Source organism: Microvirga sp. GN3, from assembly GCF_055792825.1.
Genome location: NZ_JBVVAK010000073.1, coordinates 2,032 through 26,936, shown reverse-complemented (window position 1 = coordinate 26,936; position 24,905 = coordinate 2,032). Strand labels below are relative to the sequence as shown.

Sequence of the window (24,905 nt, the reverse complement as noted above, 5' to 3'; positions counted from 1 at the left end):
CTAGCGGTAAGCTGACCTTCATTCACTTCGGCGAAAGTCGCGCTTTGATCTGAGGACAACTTTCAGTTCCGACTGACTTGAAGAAAGGTGTTAGAATTTGCGGCATTGGGGCTGTGCTGGACCCTTTCGATGGAGCGGAGGCATGAGTGAACAGTGGCAATACCAGTTGCGGCTCTACCTAGCTGATGAGCTCGCCGAGGCCGCACGACGCGGTGCAGGCGCTCCAGAACTCGGACCACTGCCCCGCATCCTGGAACAGCACGACGCGACCATGAAGTGCCAGCTCGATGCCTTTTCAGACTATGTCGCGCAAGCTGAGGCGGATGGGGTTGAGAGCTACCCGCTTTATGAATGGACCAAGGCGACCATCGAAGATCCCGAAAAGAGGGCGAAGCATCTCAAGTCATTTGCTCTCTACGTCAAAGGCCGAGAAGTATATTCGAAGGAGGAAGCTGACGCGCTTGAGGCTGATTTGCAGCCCTTGGTGGATGGCGCACGGATCACACGGTTGTCGCGTCACGACACAAACCCCGCCAGTAATCCGCAGATGCCAGAACGCTTTCGTAAGCCCCAAGCGTAGTTGGGTTCTGCCGCCAGAGGGCAATCGGGTTGATCTGGGCTCGTAGGGCAGCCTCACCGCGATTGACCCGAACGTTGTCCACTACCATCGGCATTTACTCTATCGGCACTTTGTTTTGGCCGATCTGGTCTCCAGCGTAGACTGACCTCGCTGCCTGGATAAAGTCCCGGGCGATCCGTGACACGGCCGGAAGGCCAGCATGGGATCAGGAGGGGCGGCAATGGCACTTCGGTTTCTCAGGCACGCTATTGGTGTCAGTCTTTTGGTTGCCGTGGCGCTTCTGTGCGCGGGAATAGCTGTCCAGGCTGCTCCCCCTGGCCTGCCTGATTATCCGTGGGACCTGCGCAAGAAGATGCCCGTCCATTACCAGGCCTATCTTACAATCCTGCCAGGGCGCTGTTGCATTAACCTTGGCCGATTAGGAAAGGGCTGCTACCCAAGGAGCTGCCCTGTTGTCTTTGTTCAAACGCCGTCGCTTTCCGGCGGAGATCATCCTGTTGTGCGTGCGCTGGTACTGCAAGTACGGCATCAGCTACCGCGACTTGGCTGAGATGATGCAAGAGCGTGGCGTTGAAGTCGACCCATCCACGATCATGCGTTGGGTTCACCGCTATGCTCCGGAGATCGAGAAGCGGGTGCGTCGATATCAGGGGCATCGGTCTGGCTCCTGGAGGGTGGACGAGACCTATGTGAGGGTCGGCGGCCGCTGGAAATATCTCTTCCGTGCTGTCGATAAGCACGGTCAGCTGATCGACTTCATGCTGTCGGACCGCCAGAACACCCGAGCCGCTTATCGCTTCTTGCGCAAGGCTCTGAAGACGATGAGCGACTACCCTCCTGAGACGATCACAACCGACAAACTGGCGTCCTATCCCAAGGCGATCCTGCGCCTGCAACGAGAAGGGCACTTGGCGCATCACGTGGTGCACCGAACCTCGAAATATCTGAATAACATCATTGAGGCCGACCATGGCGCGCTCAAGCGCGTGATCCGGCCGACCCGCGGCTTCCAGACGATGAGAACTGCCTCTGCGACCCTTAAGGGTTTTGAAGTCATGCGGATGATCCGTCGGGGTCACTGCATCCTGCAACAGCCAGGATTGAAGGGCGAAATCCGTCTGGTCAACCAGATGTTCGGCCTTGCCGCATGAAGAGGCCCTTCGCTTAGGTTCGTTGCGCCTTCTCCAAGTTACTGCAACACAGCCCGGATCCTGATGCTCCCCTTCTTGGACCGAGTTGTCGCGAAGACACCCTTGGAGAATCAGAAGACACCCTTGGAGAATCAAATGTGAGACGGGTGCCGACCCCGTCAGATGTGGGACAGGAACCGATCGTACGGGCCCTTGGGAGCCCACAGGTGGCTAAGCGAGAGGCCACGAAACGCCGTCATCTGCGACCCGGTACGCCAGCAAAGTGACTTCAAGCCCCTGCTCATGGCGTACTCAACAAGCCGCTGTAACTCTCAGCTGAGAGGAACGTTGCGACATAGCAGTGGTCATTCGGGGAAACCTGCCTTGCGAAGGCCGTCTATATAGATCTCTCTGGCGGGATATCGCCACGGGCTCCGGGCAGTCCATTCACTGATCCTGAAATCAGGCTCTAGCTTGAGCATCTCTTGGCGAGCGTCTTGAGCCTCATCGAAACGGCCGAGTTGAGCGAGTGCGGCAGCCAAAATGCGGAATGTGCTGGAGTAGTGAGGGTTCTGCTGTATCGCTCTCCGGGCAGTTTCGACTGCATCATGGAACCGCTCAAGTTGGACATACGCGAATGAGAGCCCCGTTAACGTGGAGTACAGGGTCAGGTCGAGCGGGCTGAGGTGCATCGCCCGCAAGTACGACGCCTCTGCATCGCGAGGACGAGCGGCGTAGGTGTAAGTCCATCCTCGCTGCGACCAAGCAAACGCTGAGTTCGGACAAAGCTCAACGGCTCGGTCAACCGCTTCGATCCCACCCTCGAAATCGCGTCCTGAGTAACTTAGGTTGCGTCCGTAAATCGCGAGAGCATCGGGATCGTTGGGGTCGATGTCCAAGGCAAGCCGGTTCAGGCGAATTGATTCGTTTGTCTCACGTTGTATATCCGTGGCCCAGCCTTGAGCGATTCTGCAGATGCAGGTCATCGAGGCAAGACTCGCAGCAGGTCCGAAGCGAGGCTCAAGCTCAAGTGCCCGATTCAGCAGTTTGAGAGCCTCGTCAGAACCGCTGTGGGTCAGTGAGTGGAAGAGCGCGAGCGCCCGGAGATAGAGATCATAAGCAGTCACGCTCTCTGGTCTCCGGCGCGTAGCACATTCGATTTCTGCTTTCTGGATGCGGGGGTGGATTAGACCAACAACTCGCTCGGTAATGTCATCTTGGAGAGCAAAAACATCTCCAAGTTCGCCGTCGAACCGATCTGCCCAGAGGCTGGTGCCGGTTTCAGCGTCGATCAACTGGCACGTGAGGCGCACGCGATTTGTTGCTCGCCTGATACTCCCCTCAAGTATGTAGCGCACCTCAAGCTGTCGGCCGATCTGCTTCAGGTCGAGATTTCGACCTCTGAAGTTGAAGCTGGAGTTGCGAGCGACTACAAATAGGCTTGGGAAACGAGCCAATGAAGAAATGATGTCCTCGACAATTCCATCTGCGAAGTACTCTTGATCAGGGTCGGAACTCAGGTTCGCAAAAGGAAGAACAGCAATCGAAGGTCTATCGACAAGAGGTCCTGACCTTGCGTCTTGTGCCCGGTGAGGTGAGCCCGATTGTACGAGGGACGGCTTAACGATGGCATAGACCCAGATCGGCTCGGCGACATTTTTGACTTGATGGGGTCCGAGATCATCGAAAGTCAGTGGCAGCACCTTGCGGACATGATCATGGGCCGACCCGGAGAGGCAGACCCCTCCTGGGGGCGCAAGGGTCTGGAGACGCGCTGTGATGTTCACGCCGTCCCCGAAGAGATCTCCCCCCTTAACCATCACGTCGCCGACATGCACGCCGATGCGGAAGCGGACCCGACGGTCCTCATAAAGACCTTCATTCGCTGTCCTGAGAGCCTCCTGGGCCTCCACCGCTGCCTGGACCGCATCCACGACGCTCGGGAACTCAGCCAGGACGCTGTCCCCCGCGGTATTGGCGATACGCCCGCCATGCTCCTCGATGAGCCGGTCCATGATCTCTCGATGGGCCGTGAGGGTCTGCAAGGTCCCGACCTCGTCCGCCTCCATAAGCCGTGAGTAGCCTTCCACGTCGGCTGCAAAGATGGCCGCGAGGCGTCGTTGGACCTTGGGACCTGCAGTTCCGCTCATTGGGCCCATCATCGATCAGGCATGATGATGTTGCTCTTTCCACCGAATGTCGTCCAGGGGGGTTGGGGTACGGCCTCAAAAGGGCTAAATCGCCGCGTCAAATCCTGGCAGCTTACGGCGCTGATGGGTCGTGTAGCCCCTCATGCCGGATGGGTTCCGACCTTTACGGGTTCCTGCCATGAAGACCGAGGAGGATGTTCTGGATCTGTCCGCTTAGCGTGAATCCCTGCCCCTTTTATGTCGTGATCCCGGGGAGGGCCGGTTAAGGGCGAAAAGCGGACCTTCACACGGCCAAGCTGAAGGACTGTTCGTGACCCGGTGCGGACCTTCAGGTCTCACCTTCGAAGGTATGTGAGGAGCCTCGCCCGCGAGATCCGCGACCTGATCTAATGTTAGCACTGCCTGAAAGCCATTCTCGGGATTGCACGATGTCTCGCAACACAGTCCTCATCCGTGCGCCGTCCAACCTAGGTCTACGGCCTCTTGCTCCCGGCCATGAGCCGGGGACCTGGCGAGCTCCAGAGGTTCTGACACAGGTAGGTCTCGTTGGGGCCCTCTCCCCGTGCCGGATCATCGACCTCGAACGTCCCGCCTACAGGCCCCAGCCGGATGCCGGGACGGGACTTCTCAACGGTGCGGCCATCAGGGAGTTCGGCCTGAAGCTCACCGAAGCCGTTGCGGCTCTGGGCGATGATCCCTCGGCCTTTCCGGTCGTTATCGGCGGCGACTGCTCGATTCTGCTCGGAGCCCTGGCGGGGCGTCGCCGCCAGGGACCTCTGTCCCTGGTGCACGTCGATGGACACAGCGACTTCCGCCATCCCGGCAACTATGATGCCGCTACGGTTGCAGGGGCTGTGGCCGGCATGGATCTCGCCTTGGCCACCGGGCGCGGTGAGCGTCTCCTGACCGAATGGCCGTGGGTTGATGCCCCGCTGGTGCCTGACGAACAGGTGGTACAGATTGGCGAGCGCGAAAGCCGCGACGCCGATTTTGCCTGGCCAGACATCGACACCACTGCCATCACCCGCCTCGACGTGTTCACCGCACGCGATCTCGGCTCCGCCGCGGTGATCGCCCGGACTCTGACGGTTCTGGGGCAGCAGCCGGATTGGCCATTCTGGATCCACCTCGACGTCGACGTCCTGGATCAGGACGTGATGCCGGCGGTCGACAGCCCGGGCAGTCCGGGCCTCGACGAGGAGGATCTCTTCCGCCTCCTGCGAGCGCTTGTCGCGCAGGAGCTCTGCGCCGGCATGACAGTGACGATCTACGATCCCGACCTTGACCCGCAACACGAATGTGCAGCCAGGATCGTCACCCTGCTACTAAGGGTATTCGAGCCCTAGTGGCGACGGGCTACTCCGCCACCTTGGCATCCGCAGCCTTGAAGACGAGTCGAAGTTTGCAGGCAGTTGGCTCAATCGGGAGGTGCGTGCACCCGGTCCAGAAAGTCGCGGATGAGCGCCACCATCTCATCAAGGTTGGTCTCCAGCAGCCAGTGGCCGCCATCCAGCACGTGAAGCTCGGCATCGGGTAAGTCGCGAAGGTAAGCGCGTGCCGACTCTTCTGGCATGTAGTGGTCGTGCGGTCCCCACGCGATCAGCGCCGGCGGCCGGTGCTCGCTGAGGTAGTTCCGATATTGCGCAAACCAGGCGCGGTTCTCCCTGAGCCCCGCGATGAGGCTAACAGCGATCTCCTTGCGCCTGGGTGTCATCAACGACCAGTGCAGCTTCCACAAGTCGGGAGGAATGCAAGCGGCAAGTTCGGGCCTGACATTGTTCAGGAACTCTTCCCGGAACGTCTCTTCATTCACCGCTTCAGCCAGTTTCTCTCGCATCTCGGAAGCTGGGAGCGTCCAAGTCTTCTCGATGTCGGCGTATTTCGGCCCCAGCGCATCTTCGTAAGGGATATCGGCATTCTGCAGGATGAGCGCCACCACGCGCTCAGGTGCCTTGATCGCCAGCCGTGCGCCGATTGGAGATCCGAAATCGTGCAGATAAAGAGCGAATCGGTTGATGCCCAACTCTTTCACGAAGCTGTCGAGAAAGGCGGCGTAACCGCCAAAGCTGTAGTCGAAGTCATCCGGCGTTCCGCTATAGCCAGCGCCGGGATAGTCCGGCGCGATCAGCCGCCAGCGGTCAGCCAGCCGCGGTAGGAGGTTGCGAAACTCGTAGGACGAGCACGGATAGCCATGCGGGAGCAGAACCACGGGTGCATCTTCCGGTCCGGCCTCACGGTAGAACGTATCGACATCGCCAATCATGATGCGACTGTGCCTGACGCGAGTATCCATGAGTATCCTCCTTGTTCTCTTCGCCAGTTCGAAGACCTGGAACGGTCAAAAGAAGGCCCCGGGGTAGGTCAAAGCTGACATGATGCCTGTGCGGCGCATGCCGGCGCATTCCTGTTCGCGCCGGCCGATCTCCGTGGCGTCAGCAGGAGTCCGCTTACCGATACGATGATCATGATAGCTCCTGCCAGCATCCAGATGGTCAGGGACTCATCAAGGAAGGTCCAGCCGAGGGCCACGGCGATCACCGGATTGACGAAGGTGTAGGTCGAAACGAGCGTGGGAGAGACCTGCTTGAGAAGCCAGATATAGGCTGCGAAGGCGATCAAGGTTCCTGCAACAGTCAGGTAGGCCCAACCGGCAATCGATGCAGTTGAGATTTCCGTGATGGTGAGCCCGCTCAGTTCGCCTTTCGTGATGCTGATCACCAGCAACGCGATCCCACCTGCCAGGAGTTCGAGTCCCGAGAGCGCAAGGGGCGGATACACGTCGGTCTGCCGCTCGGATATCAGCGTCCCAACGGCCCAGGAGAGTGAGGCGCCAAGCAACAGAAGCACATCACTCATTAATAACTCGCTGTCCCCTGACAAGCTTTGTCGCCACGCAATGAGGGCCACGCCAGCCACACCTGGGAGCAGGAAAGCGACGGCTCTCTTCGACGGCCGCTTCGACAGCCGGAGGACCACTTGCAAGAGAGCAATCCACAGTGGAATGGTCGCGAGCAGAACTGCGGCAAGCCCCGATGGCACCCTCTTTTGAGCTTCGGCAAGAACGCCGTGGCATCCAGCGAAGAACAGAATGCCGCAAACCGATGCAAGCAGAGCAATGGTGGCAGGCGGGCGGTCGGAACCTCTCAGCCTAGCGTAGCCATATAGGATAGCTCCGCCCGTAAGGCAGCGCGCGGCCATCAGCAGGAAAGGCGGCAAGGAGTGCAGAGCCACAGCCAGAGCAAGATAGGTTGAGCCCCAGATGACATAAATCGCCGCGAAGGCGCCGATGATCGCAATGCGGGTTCTTGAAAGTGGCATGCCCTGCCTCTAACCTGTTAAGGGGTTAGAAAGGAGAAACAGACTACACCGTCGTGAGTTCCAACATGCCCAACACTGACGAGACTACCCCTCAGCCTGGAAGTAGCTTGGTTCGGGAGGATCTTGCGATCCGGTTCGTGAACACCGCTGCCTGGCGGCTGCGGACACCGTCGGAGGAGCGGCTTCCTGATGCAGAGGCCCTCCTCACTTGGCTGAAGGCTAATGCCGTTGCCGACCCAGAGAGCCTGGATGCCATCTCTCAAGCTTGGCAGGGAGACCTGGAGCGTGCCCGATCATTTTATGAGACCGCAATTGGTCTGCGCGAGGCAATCTATAGCTTTTTCGTTGCGCGCATGACCGGCCATGCACCGCCTCCTGCGACCCTTGCCTTGTTCAATCAACTGCTCAGCCAAGGCAGCTATGGGGCGGAACTCGGATGGCGCTCCGGCGAACTTGTTTGGTGTGTTCGGCCTCAAGGCGATGATCTCGCGTTGCTGAAGCCCCTGATCGTTTCCGCCGCGGATCTGATGACAGGCCCAAGGGCTGGCCGGGTCAAGCAGTGTGAGGACGACCGCGGGTGCGGGTGGCTCTTCGTCGATGAAAGCCGAACCCAGAACCGTCGTTGGTGCTCGATGGGGGATTGCGGCAATCGAGCCAAAGCCCACCGTCACTACCAGAGAAGGCGTGAGACGGAGCAGTCCTGACGTCATTCTGACGAAGGGAAGAGTTGTAGGAAGTGGTTTAGGTATCTTCCATCGAAGCCGGTAGTCGATTTCCGCTCCTGGCACTTCTCGGAAGAAGCGCTTTGGTCTGCTCGTGAGGCGGCAAGCGGACCTTCATTTCATTTGCTGTTCGTTACTCTTTGACCCAGAGGGGACCTTCAACGGTGAGTGGACATCGGGCTGGGTCGGCGCGCACTGAGCGGATGGAAATCTCTTGGCGTGCCGATCAGTGCGATCGGACACTGCCTTGCCTGGGCAAGGTAAAGACCCGCTGCGGCTTCTCGACGTCTCGCAACTGATGGCGCCCAAGATCGACCAGAGGCTGATCCAGCTCCCGTGCCACGGCGTGCGAGACCAGCACTTGCTGGTCCAGTCGCTTGGCCAGATCCAGGAGCCTGCTGGCCCGGTTCACGGCCGGGCCGATCACCGTGAAGTCCAGCCGGTGCGGAGCGCCGACGTTGCCATAGGCCACCTCGCCGACATGCAGCGCCAAACCGTGGGCGAGAGGTGGGTTGCCTGAGGACCGACGCAGGACGTTCTCAGCCTCGGCTCTCCGGCAGAACTCCTGCGCCGCCACCAGCGCCTTCCGGCACGCTGCCATGCGGTCGTGCTCGCCCGAGGTCGGGAATATCGCCAAGACGGCATCACCGATGAACTTGAGCACCTCGCCGCCATGCACTTCGACCACTTCGCCGACGGTGCCGAACCAGGCATTCAGTTGGGCCAGCACCTCGGGGATGGGTGACTGCTCGGACAGGAGGGTGAAGCCGCGTAGGTCGGCGAACCAGATCGCCGCCTCGATCATCTCCACCGCACCGCGATCCACCCGGCCCTCGATGATGCGTTGTCCGGTGCGGGGACCGACGTAGGTGTCGAGCAGATCGACGGCGATGCGGCGCAGGACATGCCGCTCCAGGTATGGACTCAAGAGCCTGGTGGCGAACGCCAGTCCCTCAAGCGATGCCGGGTCAAAGCCTTGCGGTTGCTGCGTGGCGAAGGAGATCACCGCGGTCCGGGTCCGGTCCAGGAACGGCAGGGGATACATGACGTAATCCGTCGCGCCGGCCTGGCGCAGTTCCTCGAGAAGCGGCATGTCGGGGCAGGGGGCCTCGAGCCGGCGGCGGAACGGCCGTCCCGTCTCGTCGACGACACGGGTGGGACTGTTCAGGTACGACTCGGAGGTCGGCGCCGTGGCTCGGTCGGACGCACGCACCGACAGGCTTTCGTCCGTCCACACATGCTGCCAGCCGCTCACCTCCGGGTGCAGCACCTCCAGGCCCAGCGAGGCGCGCCAGACCGGAACCCCGGACCGGACGATTTCCCTGCAGAAGCCGGCGAACAGCCCCTTCACGGTGTCATGTGGGGCCTCGTTGGCCAGCCAGAGCGTGATATCCTCCGTTCTCGCCATCGGTCGTGACCTTTCCGTGCTGCCTCAACCGCCACCGGGCTGGTTCAGTCGATGGCAAGCGAGCTCGACAGTTCCCGGTGCGCTTTGACCTGCTGCTGTAGCAATGCAATCTTCTGCTCGGCAATGTCGATGGCGTCAGCGCCGGCAAGGAAGCGTCGCGGCAGCTCGTCCTGGTCCGTGAGCGTGATCAGGGCCCGTGCGAGCTTGGCGGGGTCGCCCCCCTGCTTGCCATTCTGGGACCTCCAGAAGGCGATCTGCGCCGTCCGCCGCTCGTGATAGTCCTCGACGGCGGGCTCCGCATAGTTGGTGGATTCCTCCGTGAGGAGCTCGGTGCGGAAGAAGCCCGGGTTCACGATCATCGTCTCGATGCCGAACGGGGCGACTTCGGTCTGGAGCGCCTCCATCCAACCGTCGAGGCCGAACTTCGAGGCGGAGTAGGCGGTGCAGAACTCGAAGCCCATCAGGCCGGCCGTCGAGGAGATCGAGACGATCCGGCCGGATCGCTGCTGGCGCATGGCCGGAAGAAAGGCCCGGGTCACGTTCATGGGCCCAAGCAGGCTTGTCGCGAGCTGACGATCCATCTGCTCGGGCGTCAGCTCTTCGAAGTACCCGGCATAAAAGCTGGCCGCGTTGTTGACCAGCACATCAATGCGCCCGAACCGCTCAAGCGTGGCCCGTGCGGCCGCTGTGGCGTCCACTGCGCTCGTGACATCGAGCTTCACGACAAGGAGGTTCTCGGACTCCCCGATGGCTCTTGCCACCCTGTCGGTGTTGCGACCGGTTGCAACCACCTTGTGGCCCGCGGCCAATGCGGCCTTGGCGATATCCAGACCAAGGCCTCGGCCTGCACCGGTGATCAACCAAACGTTGCTGCTCATCTCATCTTTCCTTTCGTTGATTCCAATCCCCGTTCGAGGCCGCTTGTGCTGCCGACGAACGGGAGGATGTCCATCGAGGGACAGCCTCACATGGCCTGAATGGTTGGCCGCACCAGAATTTCATTGAGTGTGATCCGCTTCGGCCGGCTCAGTGCGAACGCAACCACCTCGGCAATGTCCTGCGCCGGCATCGCCACGTTATCGCGGTAGTCCTGCGCGACCTTCTTGCTCTCATCGTGGGTGATGTGGTCGGACAGCTCCGTTGCCACGGCACCAGGCTCGATGACCATGACGCGGATATCGGGCTGAAGCTCGACGCGGAGCGCCTCGGACCAGCCGTTCAATCCCCATTTTGTTGCCGAATAGGCGGCAAAACCCGCCGGGGCGACACGCGCCGCGACGGAGGAAATGTTCACCAAATCGCCCTTCCTGGCGCGAAGCTGATCGAGGAAACCTCGGTCACGGTCATGGCGCCAAGAAGGTTGGTTTCGACCATCTGCCGGTGCTCGGATCGTTTGTCCGATGCAAAGGGCGCCGTCAGCATGACCCCGGCGTTGTTGATGAGGATGTCGGCGCCGCCAAGGTCCTGCTGGACGCGCTCAGCCGCGGCGACGATGGAATCCCGGTCGGTAACATCAGCTTGGATGGCAATGGTGCCGTTGCCCAATTCATCGGCAAAAGCGACGATGCGCTCAAGGCGCCGCCCCAGAAGGGCGACCCGATAACCCTCCTGAGCAAGCACCCTGGCCATGGCTTCTCCAATTCCGGAGGACGCGCCGGTAATCACCGCAACTCGGTTGGTATTACTCATAACAATCTCGTTTCATCTCTAATCTTGATCGGGTCGGCATCGATCCGGGAAGGCGGATGTTCTATCGGCCGACCACAAGAAGTGGCGGCGTCAGCAAGGTGCCGATGCCGCCGGAGGAACCGGGTTTGACCTTTCAAGCCTCCACCGGTTCCCCTTGGTTCTTACCGCAGGGGCGACATGCCGTTTCCACCCTTTGAACTTGTCCCGAGCTTGGCGCCGGTATCGATCATCGCCAGCATCGGCTCGCTCAGTCGCGCGCCCTGCACCTTGATCTGAGCGAAGCCGTCCTCGATCTCCTTGATGTCGGCGGCGGTCAACTGGACCTGAAGCGCGTCCATGTTCTGATCCATCTGGTCCTGTGTGGTCGGCCCTGGAATGGGCACGATCCACGGCTTGCGGGCGAGCAGCCAGGCGAGGGCGATCTGCCCAGGCGCCGCCTGATGGCGGGCGCCCACGCGCTGGAGCAGCTCGACAACGGGCCAGTTCGCGCGGCGCGCCTCGGGGGTGAAGCGCGGCAGGTTTGCCCTCAAATCCGCAGGGCCATGCACCATCAAGGGGGTGACGGTGCCGGTCAGATACCCCATTCCGAGCGGACTCCACGGCACGAACCCGATGCCCAGCTCCTCGCAGGTCGCGAGAACCTCCATCTCCGGATCGCGCGTCCAGACGGAGTATTCGTTCTGCACCGCCGTGACCGGCTGCACTTTATGCGCCCGGCGAATGGTAGCATCGCCCGCAGCAGACAGGCCGAAGTGACGGACTTTGCCCTCGCGGATCAACTCCTGGACCGCCCCGGCCACGTCCTCGATGGGCACCGTGGGATCAACGCGATGCTGGTACTGAAGGTCGATGTAATCCGTCTTCAGGCGCCGGAGCGACTGGTCTGTCACCTGCTTGATACGATCCGGTCGGCTGGTGACGCCCTGAACCTTGCCCTCTGGAGTGATGTCGAACCCGAACTTGGTGGCGATGACCACCCGGTCGCGCATCGGTGCCAGGGCCTCGCCAGTGATCTCCTCGCCAAGGAAGGGCCCATAGACTTCGGCAACATCGAAGAATGTAACGCCCCGGTCGTAGGCTGCCCGGATGATCCGGACCGCTTCCTGCCTGTTGGTCGGTGGGCCATACATCCCGGCGAAGTTCTGGCAGCCCATCCCCAGGGCAGAAACCTCAAGGGAGCCGAGCATGCGGCGCTGCGTGCTCGATGGGCGTGAACCCGTCCCTGAAGATCCCGTCGGTGCCGTCTGTGCTTGCCCGCCAGAGATAGGCAGCAGCGACGCTGCGGCCACTCCGAGCCCGGCCGCCAGTAACCTGCGGCGGCCCGGCATTGCGGGACCGCTGGTCTCGAGGTCGGTGTGTGATGGGTTTTTCATGCGGCTGGAACTCCAAGGGGCGGAGGGTCGTCCATGACGTCCTCCTCGTTCGGTAACTTCTCGGCTCCCTTCAAATTAATGCGTTCCAGCTATTCCAAAATCCGCATACTGGTTGATGTCTCATTGACCAGAGGTTCATAATGGACAAGAACCAGCTCGATGGGCTCCTGGCCCTGAAGCTCGTCGCTGATAAACGCAACTTCACCGCGGCGGCCCAGGCCCTCCGGGTCTCGCCGTCTGCGATCAGCAAGATGATCAGGCAGTTGGAGACGCGGCTGGGCGTAACCCTCCTGACGCGGACCACGAGGGCCACGAGCCTGACCGAAGCCGGCGAGAGGTTCCTGGGCCAGGCGGGTCCGGCACTGGAGCAGATCCTTGCTGCGATGGAGGATGCAGGGAGTTTCTCTGGGAAGCCTGCCGGTCGCCTGCGGTTGAATGCACCACAGATGATTTATCCGAATTTCCTGAAGGAGGTCGTTTCCAGCTTCTGCAATAAGTATCCCGACATCTCGGTAGAGGTTTGCCTGGAAAACGCGGCATCCGACGTCTTCGAGCGAGGCTTCGACGCTGGCATTCGCGTGTCCGACATCCTGGCCAAGGACATGGTCGCCCTGAAGCTGTTCGGCCCGATCCGTTATGCCGTTGCGGGTGCACCAGGATACTTCGATCAGTTCGGCCGCCCGAAACATCCGAAGGATCTGCTGTCGCATGACTGCATTTGCGTTGGGGTCGGCAACCGCATCTACGACGGTTGGGAGTTTGAGTCGAAAGGCAAGGCCTTCGAAGTGCAGGTCGGCGGCTCGCTCATCCTGAACAACTCACTGCTCGCGCTGGACGCGGCACTGGACGGCGTCGGGCTCATCTATGCGACTGAGGATTTGATCGTCGACAAGGTCGAAGCTGGCAGCCTCGAGATCGTTCTGGGGGAGTATGCCCCGACCAGTGCCGGGTATTACCTGTACTACCCGCAGCGCTCCCAGGTTCATCCGAAACTCCGGGCATTTATCGAACACGTGAGAAACTATCGAAGACTGTAGTTGCAATGTTGCTGTCTTCTCCCACAAGCGCAAAGCCGACTTTTTCTTGATGCTTATCCTTCATAGACGGCCTTATCAGAGGTTCTCCCTGTACAGCTTTGGGGTTCAGCATAAGGGTTGGAAACGCGGAAAGTCTCCTTTTGGCACGTTCCGGAAGTACGCCGAGCGTCCGCTATGGGGCTGAGAACGGACAAAGCTGCATTGAGCGACACAAGGAATGGCCGCCCGATTGGGCGGCCATTCGTTTCGATCAGTTCGCCGAGGTTTCACTACGATTACAGAAGAACCTCGTCTCACGCTTCATTGGGTGAGGCGGACCGATGCGCGCATTGAGGAAGCACTTTGCCGAATTATGGCTATCCTATGCGGACGTCCACAGTGACCTCCTGTAAACGCCGGCAAAGGATGCCGCAGGCCTTCCGCCAAGTCGCTGCGAAAGTTGAGCTTTATTTTCGAGTTTGCCTCACCTTCCCGCAGAAATACGCCATCAGTCTGCCTCACCTCCGAAAGTACGCGGTAGGTTTTTGTTTCGTAGAAGGCTGTTCATGGAATGCTGGATAGCAACTTGGTCATCTGCACGCAGTTTTCAGCCACGCCGGTCAACTCTGTTGGGTCCCAACTACCCTGCGCCCATCCTGTTTTCTCGTAATATCCTACTGCATCGGCTGCCGCATTCACGCGCAACTCCGTGATCCCAAGGCGCAACGCCTCCCCATCAATGAGATCGCTCAACATGCGGCCATGCCCTTCGCGCTGCCGCTCTGATCTGATGGCAACCAGTCGTACCACCCCGAGGGAACCGCGCTGATCGAGCCGCACAACCCCAATGGGGGCACCATCGAGGAGCAGGAGATAAGGCACATTACCCTCTGCACGATCATCCGGATGGTGCTCATTGTATTCAAACTGATGTCGACCAGGAGGAAACAGAACAGCACGTCTGATCGCGTGGAGTTCTCTCCAATCTTCCGCCGCCTCTACCTTCTTCAACTCGTACATGTGCTATCCACGTTGTCACTATCAGCCTTATCGAGAGGAAGGCATCCTCTCAGACGATTATGAAATTCCGATAATGTCCTTTATGGAACAGGCCCTGCATCTGTCGGCCTGACGACATAGAGTAACAATCCGGTGAGATCGCCATAAGGGCGTTCGTTCTGGTCCGACTTCCTGGTTTAGCCTGAACCCGACAACTCAACCGAGGTGAGGCGGGTGGCACCGGGCTTTCATGCGGCTTGCGCGGGATCCATCAAAGGTCTGCGCCTGCCCTTCAACGCCTGGCTTGCGCTGAATCGGGCGGGGATCACAACACTCGATCAGCTCAGGGCACGGGCGGACCAGATTGAGCGGCTCGATGGGACCGGACCGAAGACCGCCCACACGATCAGATAGGAACTCGCCCGGATCGGGCCGGCTGCTTGTCATGACGCTACAGACGGGTGATGACGTCGATCAAGAGGGCAAGCACCGTGATTCCCAGGACCGAAAGCCAGATCAAACCACGGCGGACTGTCCGATCGTGCTGCCTCAAATGGGCTTCGCTGCTTTCCAGCTTCCGCAGCTTGTCCTGTCGTTCACGGTCGTAATGGCTCACGTAGGCTTCTCCGGCGCGGCAGGCCTTATGCCTCATGCGCGCGCGAGACAATTATCCGGAAAGTTCCGATAAAGGCCCTTCATAGAACAGGCAAGAACCGTTCTGCAGGGCCGAGTTCTCCTCCATCCGACGTCGACACCACCCAGAAATGGGATACACCGGAGCCAGCAGAGCGAGTCGGTTTGGGTGCAATCACATCGGCCCTTTGGGCGGTCGCGTGCCTTTTGCGCGACTTGCCTGCGTCAGCATGACACCTTTTAAAGTGTAGCCGATCATCGGCTGAGCCGGTATCTGCGCTCGCATGCTTTGATTGTCTTAACCTCAGTTCAATTCAGAATGATTGAGCTTGCTATTCTGTCTCTTCTGCTTCAGCAGGTGCTGCAGCACTTGTTATCGGTGGCATAATCCAGGTTGAATACAGGACTATACTCTTAGGCAATGATAAAAGTACAATCCGCCAAGGCTCATCGCGCCAACCGGCTGTTGGCTGCTCTGGAGCCGGAGGACTTTGCCGGCCTCGAGCCGCACCTGGAGATCGTCAACCTGCACCAACGGCAGGTCCTGTGCGCGGCAGGCGACACCATGCGGCACGCCTATTTTCCGCACGACACGGTGATCTCGCTCCTGGCCGTTATGGCGGACGGGAGCTCGGCGGAGATGTCGCTCTGTGGCCGGGAAGGGGTCGCCGGCCTCATCAATGCGAGTGTGACCCGTCAAGCCTTCGGGTGCTATGTGGTCCAACTCACCGGCACGGCGTCTCGGATCGACCTCGACACGATGACCGCGGCGATCCACGCCCGCCCGAACCTCCAGCGCCTGCTGCGCCATTTCACGGAAGCCACTATGGCGCGCATACTTCAGTCGGTGGCCTGTAACGCCCTGCACAGCGTGGAAGCCCGGTGCTGCCGCTTTGTCCTGATGCTCCACTCCCGCGTTGATCACGATGCGTTGCCGATCACGCATGAGTTCCTGGCCGAGCGGCTGGGGGTTCAGCGCTCGACCGTGAGCAGCGTCATGGGCAAGCTCCAGGCCAGAGGGCTGATCCAGCAGGGCAGGGGCGGCATCATTGTCACCGACCCGAGCCGCCTCGAGGACGCGGCCTGTGAATGCTACAGCAGGATTCGCGCTGTTGATGCGCGCCTGTTGCCGTACGCGACCCACTCAAGGTAAGCCCGCGCTCGTGCGAACTTGCGCCGCCCACGCGCAAGTTTCCCAGAGGCACGACGGCGCCATCCCACCGTGTTGGGTCATCTCAAGGCATCGTCATCTCATAGGCGTTTGCTGGCAGTTTGCCGATTTTTGGGCCGGGGTGTTGTTCCAGCACCCTATGCAACGTCGTTGGCTACGGCTCCTGCATCGTTTGCCTGAAGCTCGCTTGCAAGGATGCCGGCGTTCTGGCGGATCTTCGCTTCGACCTCAGCCGCGATGGCTGGATTCTCCTTGAGCATGATCTTGGCGTTCTCACGCCCCTGACCGAGGCGCTGGCTGTCATAGGAGAACCAGGCGCCCGACTTCTCCACCACGTTGGCCTTCACCCCAAGGTCGATCAACTCGCCCATCTTGGAGATGCCTTCGCCGAACATGATGTCGAACTCGACCTGCTTGAAGGGCGGAGCGACCTTGTTCTTGACCACCTTGACGCGCACCTGATTGCCGATCGGCTCATCGCGATCCTTCAGGGTCGAGGTTCGGCGGATGTCGAGGCGCACGGAAGCATAGAACTTGAGGGCGTTGCCACCGGTCGTCACCTCCGGGCTACCATAGGTGACGCCGATCTTCATGCGGATCTGGTTGATGAAGATCACCATCGTGTTGGTGCGATGAATCGAGCCGGAGAGCTTGCGCAGGGCCTGGCTCATCAGGCGAGCCTGAAGACCAGGACGGCTTTCGCCCATCTCACCCTCGATCTCGTCCTTGGGCGTCAGGGCCGCCACCGAGTCAATGACCAGAACATCCACAGAGCCCGAGCGGACGAGCGTATCGGCGATCTCGAGCGCCTGTTCCCCATGATCAGGTTGCGAGACAAGAAGATCATCCAGGTTGATGCCAAGTTTCCGAGCATAGATCGGATCCAGAGCATGCTCAGCATCGATGAAGCCGCAGACGCCGCCATTCCTCTGAGCCTCGGCGATGGTCTGGAGGGCCAGCGTCGTTTTCCCGGAGGATTCCGGTCCATAGATCTCAACGACCCGGCCGCGGGGCAGGCCGCCAACGCCCAAAGCGATATCCAGTCCCAGGGACCCGGTTGAAATAGCCTCAATGTCAACCACCTGATCACCGCCCAAGCGCATGATCGAGCCCTTGCCAAAGGAACGTTCGATCTGAGCGATCGCCGTTTCGATGGCCTTGTTCCTGTCGGTGCTCATAACGGCTCAGCTTTCCAAAACTGGTTGTGGAGAAAGATACCTCATTGAGCCCCGGAATACCAGAACAAAACGGGAACAAGACGACGCAGGCGGCATCCACGCTCTCTGAGTGAGCCTACGGCGACAGTCTAGGTTGAGCCGGCGTCGTTTGCGGCCCCAAGCACGGCAGATTGCCCCTGGAACTAAGCTGCGTGGAATTCTCGCCTGTCCTGGGCTTGTCGCTCCGATTCCCAGCTCGATGAGCGCGATCATCCTAGCCCTGGTCTGGAACAGGATTGGGAACTGCGGCCCGATAACCTTGTCTCGATGAAAAGGGCTGCCGTAGAGCGGTCACACTTGACGTAGAAACGGAGTGTCGCCCTCATCTTCAAGGGGTGAGGCGGGCTGATGCGCGCATCGAGGAAGCACTTTGCCGAATTAGGGCTATCCTATGCGAGCGTCCTCATCTGTAGAGGATACCAAAGGATGGCTCAGGTCCTCGGCTACGAGATTGATTTATTACGGCTGTATTTTCGAGTTTGCCTCAGCCATGCGCAGAAAAGCGCCCTCAGTCTGCCTCATCCTGAAGGTGATGGGTGTGTGAGTCCGCGAGGACCGTTTCTGGAATGGCCGAACAACACAGAGCAGTGTTTTCACATTGTGAGGTGAGATAGTCTTTGACCGTAGGATCAAATCACGAATGGCCGTACCACACCGTCATACCCACGCGTGGTACAAAGAGCTAAAAGGTATTTCACGACCGTCTTGCCATAGTATCGTCACGGCTAACGTTCGGGATCATGCATCGAATGGCTCTGTGGGAGTGAGTCAATCATGCCGATGTCAGACAGATACTTCTTCCATCTTGTCTCCCCGCATGCGGTGATCCCGGATGAGGAGGGGGTGGATATGTCGACCAGCGAGGAGGCCCTGTCCCAGATCCTGCAGGCGGCGAATGAGTTCATCAACGAGGCGCTGTCATTTGATGAGTGGCAGGGTTGGTCGCTTGAGATTACCGACGGCATCGGCAGCATGGTCCTGAGCATTCCCCTTACCGATTTTGATCAGAGGCGAAGCCCTCGGCATTGAGGCTGCGCAATTCCGAGAAGCGCCTTTTTGACAAGCGGTTCCGCTCGGTTGCCGTTGACGCCGCTCGGCACCAGGCGCAGAATCAAAGCCTGTGATGGTTGAGCGCGGCGATCGGAATCCCGGTGGCGGCCCGCCGCTCCCCCACAAGCAAGGCCTCGGATTGCCCCCCGAGGCCTTCGCCGTATCCAGGTGCGAATTTCCGGGAAGCGTCAGTATGGAACAGGGGGCAGCGGCGTTGGTGTTAGCACACGGGAAAAGGCGGTGGGCTCGTAAACTTGCCGATAAATTTAGCTGTCGAGTTGCAGAGGAAGGAGGGATGCATGCCTGACTTCAAGCAATTGGCCGGAGGACAAAAGCCTGCAGATGCGGAGAGATGCATTCTCATCGAGGTCATTCACGAACCGGCCATCGGGAAGCAATACACTGTGACCGGAAAAGGCATTGAGCCGAACGACCAGATGAAAAGAAATCAAACATATCGCACGCTGGAGGAGGCGCGTGAACGGGCTCTGGAATGGGCCCAGGCCGTGGAGGTGCCAATCATCTACTTGAGCAGCGACATTGCGCGCACGGAGCCGTAATTTCCGAGAACCGCCTTTATGGAGCGCCTGTATGCAATGACTCCAAAAGGCCTGTCGACGGTTAGTCCCTGCCCAGCAAATGCTGGGCCAGCAGGGCGAGAACCACAGCGTTCAGGAGAACCATCAGGAGCAGGACGCGCCGGGCCATCCTCTTATGCCGAGCCAGTTCGCCGTTGATGGCTTCCAGTTTCTGAAGCTTGTGTTGCTGGTCGCGGTCGTAGTCGTTCATGACACCCCGGTGTAATCGGTTACACGGAGAGAAGACTGTCAAACGATGTCAGAACCCGTTAGACAAGTCACTGATTGTCCTCATTAGACATGTCACAGCCCATCGGGTCCCAGGCGGAGGTTATTGACTGTCTGGCGGCACTGCAGGTCATTGCTGGTGACTGCGCAGAATTGCTATAGAGGCCCATGGCCGATTTGTACCCACTCATTGAACCCGAGGTTCTTAGCGAAGCTTGTGATCGAATTATTGATGGCTGCTCCCAGTTACGATGAGCAAGTCTAAGGCAATAGGGAGCATACGAAACGTAATGTATCAAAGAAGAAGAAAGCATCTTGGCTTAATAGGATTTGGCGCGTTTGGTCGCCTGATATATCCTTATCTTGCAAAAGATTTCGAGGTCAAAGTCTTCGATCCAGAACTACCTGTGAAAGGATCATGCGCACCGGAGTACGTAACGCTTGGGGAAGCGGCCAATTCCGAAGTTGTGATTATAGCTGCGCCAGTCCAGGCTGTTAGAGACGTCGCGCGACAGATTGCACCGGTTCTAAGAAGAGGTACCTTGGTGTTGGACGTCGGATCAGTAAAAGTACTACCTGCTGAAATTCTCAGAGCCGAGCTCCCTGTTGATATTGATGTCATCTGTACTCATCCCCTGTTTGGTCCGCAAAGCGCAGCAACCGGTCTAAATGGGCTGAAGATCGTGCTCTGTCCGATACGTGGGCACCGCCTCGAAGCGACTAAGGCTTGGCTGGAGGCACTTTCCCTAGAGGTCATCGTTACGACGCCAGAAACACACGATCAGCAAATGGCAATCACACAAGGGATTACGCACCTGATTGCCAAAGTGCTGGCGGAAATGGGCCCGTTGCCGACCGAGATGACTACTCCAAGCTTCGAACTGCTTGTGAGAGCTACTGAGATGGTACGCTACGACGCGGCAAGCGTATTCCGCGCCATTGAGCGAGAAAATCCGTATGCGAAGGGGATCCGCGAACGGTTTTTTGCTTTAGCGGATTCCTTGAGAGTTGAACTGGAGAACAACCACTCGGCCACATAGAGCAAGAGCGCCGCAATTTCGCAGAAGGCCGTTTATGGAAGTAGGGCTACTCGGCGTAGGCTACCCAGCCTTTGATGCTTAAACCAGCATAGAACAAGCTGACGTTCGAAAATCCTGCTTGGCCCAGCATTGTCACCTCTTCCTCTGGTGACAGGATGGTCAGCCTGCTGCTTATTGCTTGACGGGCACGCTCAGCATGGGCGGGATCAGTTCCATTCGATAGGCCAAAGGCGACATGGCGGGCGATCCATAGCGACCGCTCAGGCTCAGTCTGCGGGAAACTGAGATGGACTAGGATAAAGGGCGCGCCGATCCTCAATCGATGCCGAACTTGTTTTAGGGTTTCGAGCCGTTGGTCGTGAGGGATAAAATGGAAGGTTAGTATCGATGTAGCAGCATCGAAAGGACCTTCCGGGGCGTCAGTAATATAGCCTTCATGCAACTGTATGCGTGCGGTATGCGGCTCCACCACCTGTTCGGCTAGCCGAATCATATCGGGAGATGGATCCACGCCATCGAATGACCATCCTGAATGCGCTTCCGCGAGCGCCTTGAGTTCTTGTCCTCCACCTGCTCCTAAGACTAGCACCCGACCATTCGGAGGGGTGCGCTCTGCGAGTAACAGCGCTACCATACGGTGAAGGCTGGAGTAGCCTGGAACCTGTCGAGGCGGGCCTTCAGAGTAAGAACTGGCGGAATGTGCATCAAAGGATGGTGCCGTCATGACGCGCTTCTGCTGCCTGTGAGGTCAAGTGTCAAGACAACGAAGTCAGAGAGGATCTACAACGAGTTTCCGAGAAGGCCGTTTATGGAACGCTCCTCACGCCCTCACAGCGTCCAGATTTGACGATACGAGGCGGGTTGCCCGGAGGGTGGCCCCATGTTGAAGCCGTTCACGACTGAGCGCTTGGCAATCCGTCAACTGGAGATGCAGGATGCTCCGGAGCTGGCCAGGATCAGCGACACCCCGGCCATAAGCCAGTGGATGTCATTCATGGACGGTGGCTTCCCGCTGGAGAAGGCGGAGGCCCTCATTGCCAGCCAGAACGACACCAAGAAATACGTCTTCGCGGTGCGGCTCCCCGATGGAACTCTGATCGGGGCCATGGGGATGCTCGATTACCCGGATGGGACCATCGAGGTTGGATACTGGTTGGGTGTCGAGTACCACGGCCAAGGCTACGCGTCGGAGGCACTGCGGGCGATGTTGGATCAGATCGCGGCCCATCCTGATCTGGCCCACCGTTCGATCTTCGCTCAATGCCGATCTGATAATGCGGCCTCGATCAAGGTTTTGACAAAGACCGGCTTTTACGCGACAGGGCGTCCCGGCCCTGGACCTAACCGGATCGAATTTGCCCTCCGGTAGGACCGTTTGCGCGACAATGATGGATAAACTTTTTCGCGAAACGGGACGTTATGGAGCAGGACCGATGCAGCGAGTGGCTGGATAGGCATATCACACCACCCGATCTCATAGCGAAAAGCCCGCCTCTGCGCGTGAGGCGGGCTGATGCGCGCTTTGAGGCAACACTGTGCTGAATTAGGGCTATCCTATGCGGGCGTCCTCATCAGCTGTAGACGTTGTCAAAGGATGTTGCACGCCATCCGCTAGCCATTTGGCGCACCAAGGCTTCACTTTCAAGTTTGCTTCAGCCATTCGCGGAAAACCGCCGTCAGTCTGCCTCACCTTTGAAGATGAGGTCGGTCGCCTAGCTACCCAGTGCGCCAAGCATGTCAACCTAGTCAATCGACCCTCCACCACGTTGAATGCGAAGTCGCACCGTTGAAATCCCGACCATGACAAACGCTTTTAGCGCGGTTCGAAACGGAGTTTGATCAGAACAGCTTGCGATAGACGACAAATCCAGAGTGCTCGGCCACCTGATTGTAGAGGTGCATCGCAGCAAGGTTGGTTTCGTGTGTCTGCCAATACACCCGAGGCGAACCTGCAAGCTGCGCCTGCTCATAGACGCCCTGGATCAGAGCTTTGCCGACGCCTTTTCCACGTGCCTCCTTGCTGGTGAACAAATCCTGCAGGTAACAACTTGGTCCGATGGCTGTCGTGCTGCGGTGGAAGAGGTAATGCGCCAGGCCAAGCAAGCGTCCGTCGCCCTCAGCCACAAGAGCATGAACCGGCTGATATGCGTCAAAGAAGCGGGCCCAGGCCATCTGGGTGACTTCAGGGGCGAGTGCTTTGGCGCCCGACCGCCCATAGAACGCGTTATATCCCTCCCACAACGGAAGCCATTGCTCGTAATCCTGCCGGGTGACGGAGCGGACAAAGAGGACACCAGACTTGTGTAATCCTGTGTTTGGAAGCATTGCTCAGGGTTTTCGGTCATCTTGCCCGATGAGCCCGCTCGTAGTCCAACGGCCCGATCCGACATGGGATGACCGGGCTCCTCAAGCTCTGTTTGACCTCACCGGATCAGGAGAAAGTCGTGTCAGCTTGATGCCGCTTTTGGTCTTAACGGGCTAACCTAAAAGTCGGCCTGGTGTAGGCGAGCGTAAACCCTGATTTCCCGGCATTCCGCGAGCTGGCGTTTGTTGGGCGGGCAGACAGGCTCGCTAAATCGTAACCCGCGCGGTGTGCTGCCGCTAAACGTGCGCGGATTAGTGCTGCTTGAACGCCACGACCACGATACTCGGGCAGGGTACTGTCGATGTAGAGATGGGCGACACCACCAAATGGCGTCTCAATCAGGGAAAGACCAGCCGAACCCGCAATCTTGCCATCAACTCTGGCAAAGTAGAGTTTGGTATCGGCACGCCGGACTGCAATCTGTGCCAGGGTTCGCAGAAGTTCCGGAGGCCTTTGACCGGACAGAAATCCAGAGACCGAGTGCGAAACAAAGTCCGATAGCTCATCTATCGCCACCGGCTCGACAACGACATCATCATTCCCTGCGGCCTCGACTTCAGCCTTCCCCAGCACCTTTGCAAAGACATTCACGAAAGCGTTCACGACATACCCGCGACTGGCGAGCAGGGTCAGAACGTCGCTAGCCACATACGGGCAAACATCGATCTCAGGCGTCAGACCGCACTTCGCATATACATCTTCAACCTCAGCCAAACTCGAGATCGTGGGGCGCTCAGTCATTGCGAAACCCGCTATGTGGTTCAGCTTCCGACCAAAGGCTTTAAGCGTTACCGCAGCAATTCCTCCCGCAATCGGGAGGGCATAACACTTTTCATGGGGAGAGATTTGCGCAAATGCTTCGACTTGACGCTGAAGCTGGATCGCTTCGGCATGTTCTAGCCGCTCTGCAAGTGCAGAAGTCGTCAATGTCACCATCGTTTCGATTGCACCCTAATCGCAGGAAGAAAGAGGTCGTTTACGGCCCCCTAGCTGTGCTTGAAGATCTGTACGGCAATTTGTGGGAACTCGTCCAGTTCACGGACGGTCGTGACGGAACGCGCTGCAAAGCTGGATTCCCCGAAGGGGCGTTATAGACCCAGCAAATGAAACCTGCGGCTGAATACGCGTCCCACAGGACCTGATCCGAGCTTAAGACAGCCCGCCCCACGAGGTGAGGCGGGCTGATGCGCGCTTTGAGGAAGCACTTTGCCGAATTGTGGCTATCCTATGCGAGCATCCTCAACAACACATAGCAAAAAAGTCTCGACAGAACGCTTAGCCGTTCTGCCACACGTATTGCATCTCAAGCATGTCCCGTTTCACACCATAGAGGCCGGAGTGGGCTGACTGCCACAATAGAGTAGGGCAGTTCCGATACATTCCTACGCGGCAGTAAGGTTGAAAACTTCTTGACATGCAGGCGCGGCGGGCGAAAACCAATTCGTTCTTTCAACCGAGGATGAGATGAGTTCAAGCAGCGTGACGCGGGCCGATCTGGCCCGTGCGGTATCTCAAGCGGCCGGATTGTCTCAAGCAGAGGCTTCGACGCTCGTCGGAACGGTTCTGTCAGAGATCAGCGACTGTCTCATGACTGGAGAGACGGTCAAGATTTCTGGCTTCGGCACGTTCGTCCCGCGCCGGAATGGCAAACGAAACGGACGCAATCCCAAGACAGGTTGTGAGGTGGCGATTGAGCCGCGCACGGTGATCTCGTTCAAGCCATCGGATGTTCTGGTCTCGCACCTCAACCAAGGACCTCGTCGGCTGGCCGCGGAATAGGACTTGGGTCGGAGCGGCACTGGAGAGCATGCGGCTTTGTGGGCAGCTCTGCCGCCTTGGCCTCTGTCCTCACTGACGAGCCAGTAGCCGTGTCGCGATGGCGTGCCCTGAAACCCTTTCATCAGTGACTGCCCGTCGGATCCTGATGCTCCCCTTCTTGGTCATCATGCTCACCAATCACAAGCTAGAGCGCCGGATTGGAAATCAGACTCCTGGGCTTCTGTGCGAGACCGAGCTGTGATTCACTGCTTGGAACGGGAGGTGGATCATGGGTCATTGCTATTCCCTGGATCTACGGGTGCGCGTTGGACAGAACCCTAACGCAGGCAAAGCAAACGGTAAGGCCGCGCCCTGCTTGCACGGCTTCGGTCTTTAGAACTGGCAGAGAGGTCAGTACTCTGTCAGCGACTAGAGACTGTCTTGGCAAGGCTGCTCGCAGCTTCGGAGACGAACTCTGTT

26 protein-coding genes are annotated in these 24,905 nt (G+C 58.9%); 11 read left to right on the top strand and 15 right to left on the bottom strand.

Annotated elements, in window-relative coordinates; genetic code table 11:
- Positions 1-142 precede the first annotated feature (142 nt).
- Together ACS5Q1_RS28240 and ACS5Q1_RS28235 are read left to right on the top strand one after the other, a co-directional pair.
- Positions 143-580, top strand: coding sequence for a hypothetical protein (locus ACS5Q1_RS28240; protein WP_473101300.1), 438 nt, complete (start codon positions 143-145; stop codon positions 578-580).
- Between the two features lie 452 nt (positions 581-1,032).
- Positions 1,033-1,731 (top strand): IS6 family transposase, encoded by a 699-nt coding sequence (locus ACS5Q1_RS28235; protein ID WP_473101299.1) that lies wholly within the window; start codon positions 1,033-1,035, stop codon positions 1,729-1,731.
- Between the two features lie 344 nt (positions 1,732-2,075).
- Here the strand turns inward: ACS5Q1_RS28235 and ACS5Q1_RS28230 are convergent, their stop codons facing one another.
- Complete coding sequence (locus ACS5Q1_RS28230) at positions 2,076-3,860, bottom strand: adenylate/guanylate cyclase domain-containing protein (protein ID WP_473101298.1); 1,785 nt, start codon at positions 3,858-3,860, stop codon at positions 2,076-2,078.
- Positions 3,861-4,288: 428 nt separating this feature from the next.
- On the opposite strand from ACS5Q1_RS28230, the gene ACS5Q1_RS28225 reads away from it, so the two are divergent.
- A complete protein-coding gene (locus ACS5Q1_RS28225; RefSeq protein WP_473101297.1) occupies positions 4,289-5,206 on the top strand; it encodes an arginase family protein in 918 nt (305 codons plus the stop codon).
- Between the two features lie 71 nt (positions 5,207-5,277).
- Here ACS5Q1_RS28225 and ACS5Q1_RS28220 read toward each other — a convergent pair whose 3' ends face one another.
- Together ACS5Q1_RS28220 and ACS5Q1_RS28215 are read right to left on the bottom strand one after the other, a co-directional pair.
- Entirely contained in the window at positions 5,278-6,153 is an 876-nt protein-coding gene (locus tag ACS5Q1_RS28220) for an alpha/beta fold hydrolase (RefSeq protein ID WP_473101296.1), read from the bottom strand.
- Positions 6,154-6,221: 68 nt separating this feature from the next.
- Positions 6,222-7,178, bottom strand: a complete 957-nt coding sequence (locus ACS5Q1_RS28215; protein ID WP_473101295.1) for an EamA family transporter — start codon at positions 7,176-7,178, stop codon at positions 6,222-6,224.
- Between the two features lie 65 nt (positions 7,179-7,243).
- Between ACS5Q1_RS28215 and ACS5Q1_RS28210 the strand changes: the two genes are divergently transcribed.
- Complete coding sequence (locus tag ACS5Q1_RS28210) at positions 7,244-7,882, top strand: CGNR zinc finger domain-containing protein (RefSeq protein WP_473101294.1); 639 nt, start codon at positions 7,244-7,246, stop codon at positions 7,880-7,882.
- A 244-nt stretch (positions 7,883-8,126) separates the two neighbouring features.
- Here ACS5Q1_RS28210 and ACS5Q1_RS28205 read toward each other — a convergent pair whose 3' ends face one another.
- From ACS5Q1_RS28205 to ACS5Q1_RS28185, 5 genes are all read right to left on the bottom strand, one after another.
- On the bottom strand, positions 8,127-9,308 hold the full coding sequence (locus ACS5Q1_RS28205; RefSeq protein ID WP_473101293.1) for an adenylate/guanylate cyclase domain-containing protein: 1,182 nt from the start codon (positions 9,306-9,308) through the stop codon (positions 8,127-8,129).
- 44 nt (positions 9,309-9,352) lie between these two features.
- Complete coding sequence (locus ACS5Q1_RS28200) at positions 9,353-10,186, bottom strand: SDR family oxidoreductase (RefSeq protein ID WP_473101292.1); 834 nt, start codon at positions 10,184-10,186, stop codon at positions 9,353-9,355.
- A gap of 86 nt (positions 10,187-10,272) precedes the next feature.
- Positions 10,273-10,602 (bottom strand): SDR family oxidoreductase, encoded by a 330-nt coding sequence (locus ACS5Q1_RS28195; protein ID WP_473101291.1) that lies wholly within the window; start codon positions 10,600-10,602, stop codon positions 10,273-10,275.
- Positions 10,599-10,997 (bottom strand): SDR family oxidoreductase, encoded by a 399-nt coding sequence (locus ACS5Q1_RS28190; protein ID WP_473101290.1) that lies wholly within the window; start codon positions 10,995-10,997, stop codon positions 10,599-10,601. The genes ACS5Q1_RS28195 and ACS5Q1_RS28190 overlap by 4 nt, the downstream gene beginning before the upstream one ends.
- Positions 10,998-11,158: 161 nt before the next feature.
- Entirely contained in the window at positions 11,159-12,184 is a 1,026-nt protein-coding gene (locus ACS5Q1_RS28185) for an aldo/keto reductase (RefSeq protein WP_473101309.1), read from the bottom strand.
- 326 nt (positions 12,185-12,510) lie between these two features.
- Between ACS5Q1_RS28185 and ACS5Q1_RS28180 the strand changes: the two genes are divergently transcribed.
- Positions 12,511-13,407, top strand: coding sequence for a LysR substrate-binding domain-containing protein (locus tag ACS5Q1_RS28180; protein WP_473101289.1), 897 nt, complete (start codon positions 12,511-12,513; stop codon positions 13,405-13,407).
- Between the two features lie 543 nt (positions 13,408-13,950).
- Here the strand turns inward: ACS5Q1_RS28180 and ACS5Q1_RS28175 are convergent.
- Positions 13,951-14,406, bottom strand: a complete 456-nt coding sequence (locus ACS5Q1_RS28175) for a GNAT family N-acetyltransferase (RefSeq protein ID WP_473101288.1) — start codon at positions 14,404-14,406, stop codon at positions 13,951-13,953.
- 430 nt (positions 14,407-14,836) lie between these two features.
- The gene (locus ACS5Q1_RS28170) at positions 14,837-15,001 is read right to left on the bottom strand and encodes a hypothetical protein (protein ID WP_473101287.1); all 165 of its coding nucleotides are present in this window, start codon (positions 14,999-15,001) and stop codon (positions 14,837-14,839) included.
- Positions 15,002-15,439: 438 nt separating this feature from the next.
- Between ACS5Q1_RS28170 and ACS5Q1_RS28165 the strand changes: the two genes are divergently transcribed.
- On the top strand, positions 15,440-16,171 hold the full coding sequence (locus ACS5Q1_RS28165; protein ID WP_473101286.1) for a Crp/Fnr family transcriptional regulator: 732 nt from the start codon (positions 15,440-15,442) through the stop codon (positions 16,169-16,171).
- A 155-nt stretch (positions 16,172-16,326) separates the two neighbouring features.
- On the opposite strand, the gene recA is transcribed toward ACS5Q1_RS28165, so the two are convergent.
- On the bottom strand, positions 16,327-17,367 hold the full coding sequence (gene recA, locus ACS5Q1_RS28160; RefSeq protein WP_473101285.1) for a recombinase RecA: 1,041 nt from the start codon (positions 17,365-17,367) through the stop codon (positions 16,327-16,329).
- Between the two features lie 813 nt (positions 17,368-18,180).
- Between recA and ACS5Q1_RS28155 the strand changes: the two genes are divergently transcribed.
- Positions 18,181-18,435 (top strand): DUF6894 family protein, encoded by a 255-nt coding sequence (locus ACS5Q1_RS28155; protein WP_473101284.1) that lies wholly within the window; start codon positions 18,181-18,183, stop codon positions 18,433-18,435.
- A gap of 320 nt (positions 18,436-18,755) precedes the next feature.
- A complete protein-coding gene (locus ACS5Q1_RS28150) occupies positions 18,756-19,016 on the top strand; it encodes a hypothetical protein (RefSeq protein ID WP_473101283.1) in 261 nt (86 codons plus the stop codon).
- A gap of 61 nt (positions 19,017-19,077) precedes the next feature.
- On the opposite strand, the gene ACS5Q1_RS28145 is transcribed toward ACS5Q1_RS28150, so the two are convergent.
- Positions 19,078-19,245, bottom strand: coding sequence for a hypothetical protein (locus tag ACS5Q1_RS28145; protein WP_473101282.1), 168 nt, complete (start codon positions 19,243-19,245; stop codon positions 19,078-19,080).
- Positions 19,246-19,552: 307 nt separating this feature from the next.
- On the opposite strand from ACS5Q1_RS28145, the gene ACS5Q1_RS28140 reads away from it, so the two are divergent.
- Positions 19,553-20,302 carry a prephenate dehydrogenase/arogenate dehydrogenase family protein gene (locus ACS5Q1_RS28140; RefSeq protein WP_473101281.1) on the top strand — a complete coding sequence of 250 codons (750 nt, stop codon included), beginning with the start codon at positions 19,553-19,555 and terminating at the stop codon, positions 20,300-20,302.
- Between the two features lie 46 nt (positions 20,303-20,348).
- Here ACS5Q1_RS28140 and ACS5Q1_RS28135 read toward each other — a convergent pair whose 3' ends face one another.
- Positions 20,349-21,026 carry a class I SAM-dependent methyltransferase gene (locus tag ACS5Q1_RS28135; protein WP_473101280.1) on the bottom strand — a complete coding sequence of 226 codons (678 nt, stop codon included), beginning with the start codon at positions 21,024-21,026 and terminating at the stop codon, positions 20,349-20,351.
- A 156-nt stretch (positions 21,027-21,182) separates the two neighbouring features.
- On the opposite strand from ACS5Q1_RS28135, the gene ACS5Q1_RS28130 reads away from it, so the two are divergent.
- Complete coding sequence (locus ACS5Q1_RS28130) at positions 21,183-21,671, top strand: GNAT family N-acetyltransferase (protein ID WP_473101279.1); 489 nt, start codon at positions 21,183-21,185, stop codon at positions 21,669-21,671.
- Between the two features lie 470 nt (positions 21,672-22,141).
- Here ACS5Q1_RS28130 and ACS5Q1_RS28125 read toward each other — a convergent pair whose 3' ends face one another.
- Together ACS5Q1_RS28125 and ACS5Q1_RS28120 are read right to left on the bottom strand one after the other, a co-directional pair.
- Positions 22,142-22,627, bottom strand: coding sequence for a GNAT family N-acetyltransferase (locus ACS5Q1_RS28125; RefSeq protein WP_473101278.1), 486 nt, complete (start codon positions 22,625-22,627; stop codon positions 22,142-22,144).
- Between the two features lie 145 nt (positions 22,628-22,772).
- Positions 22,773-23,603: a GNAT family N-acetyltransferase gene (locus tag ACS5Q1_RS28120; RefSeq protein ID WP_473101277.1), complete on the bottom strand. Its 831-nt coding sequence runs from the start codon at positions 23,601-23,603 to the stop codon at positions 22,773-22,775.
- A 528-nt stretch (positions 23,604-24,131) separates the two neighbouring features.
- Between ACS5Q1_RS28120 and ACS5Q1_RS28115 the strand changes: the two genes are divergently transcribed.
- On the top strand, positions 24,132-24,446 hold the full coding sequence (locus ACS5Q1_RS28115; protein WP_473101276.1) for an integration host factor subunit alpha: 315 nt from the start codon (positions 24,132-24,134) through the stop codon (positions 24,444-24,446).
- The last annotated feature ends 459 nt before the right edge of the window (positions 24,447-24,905 follow it).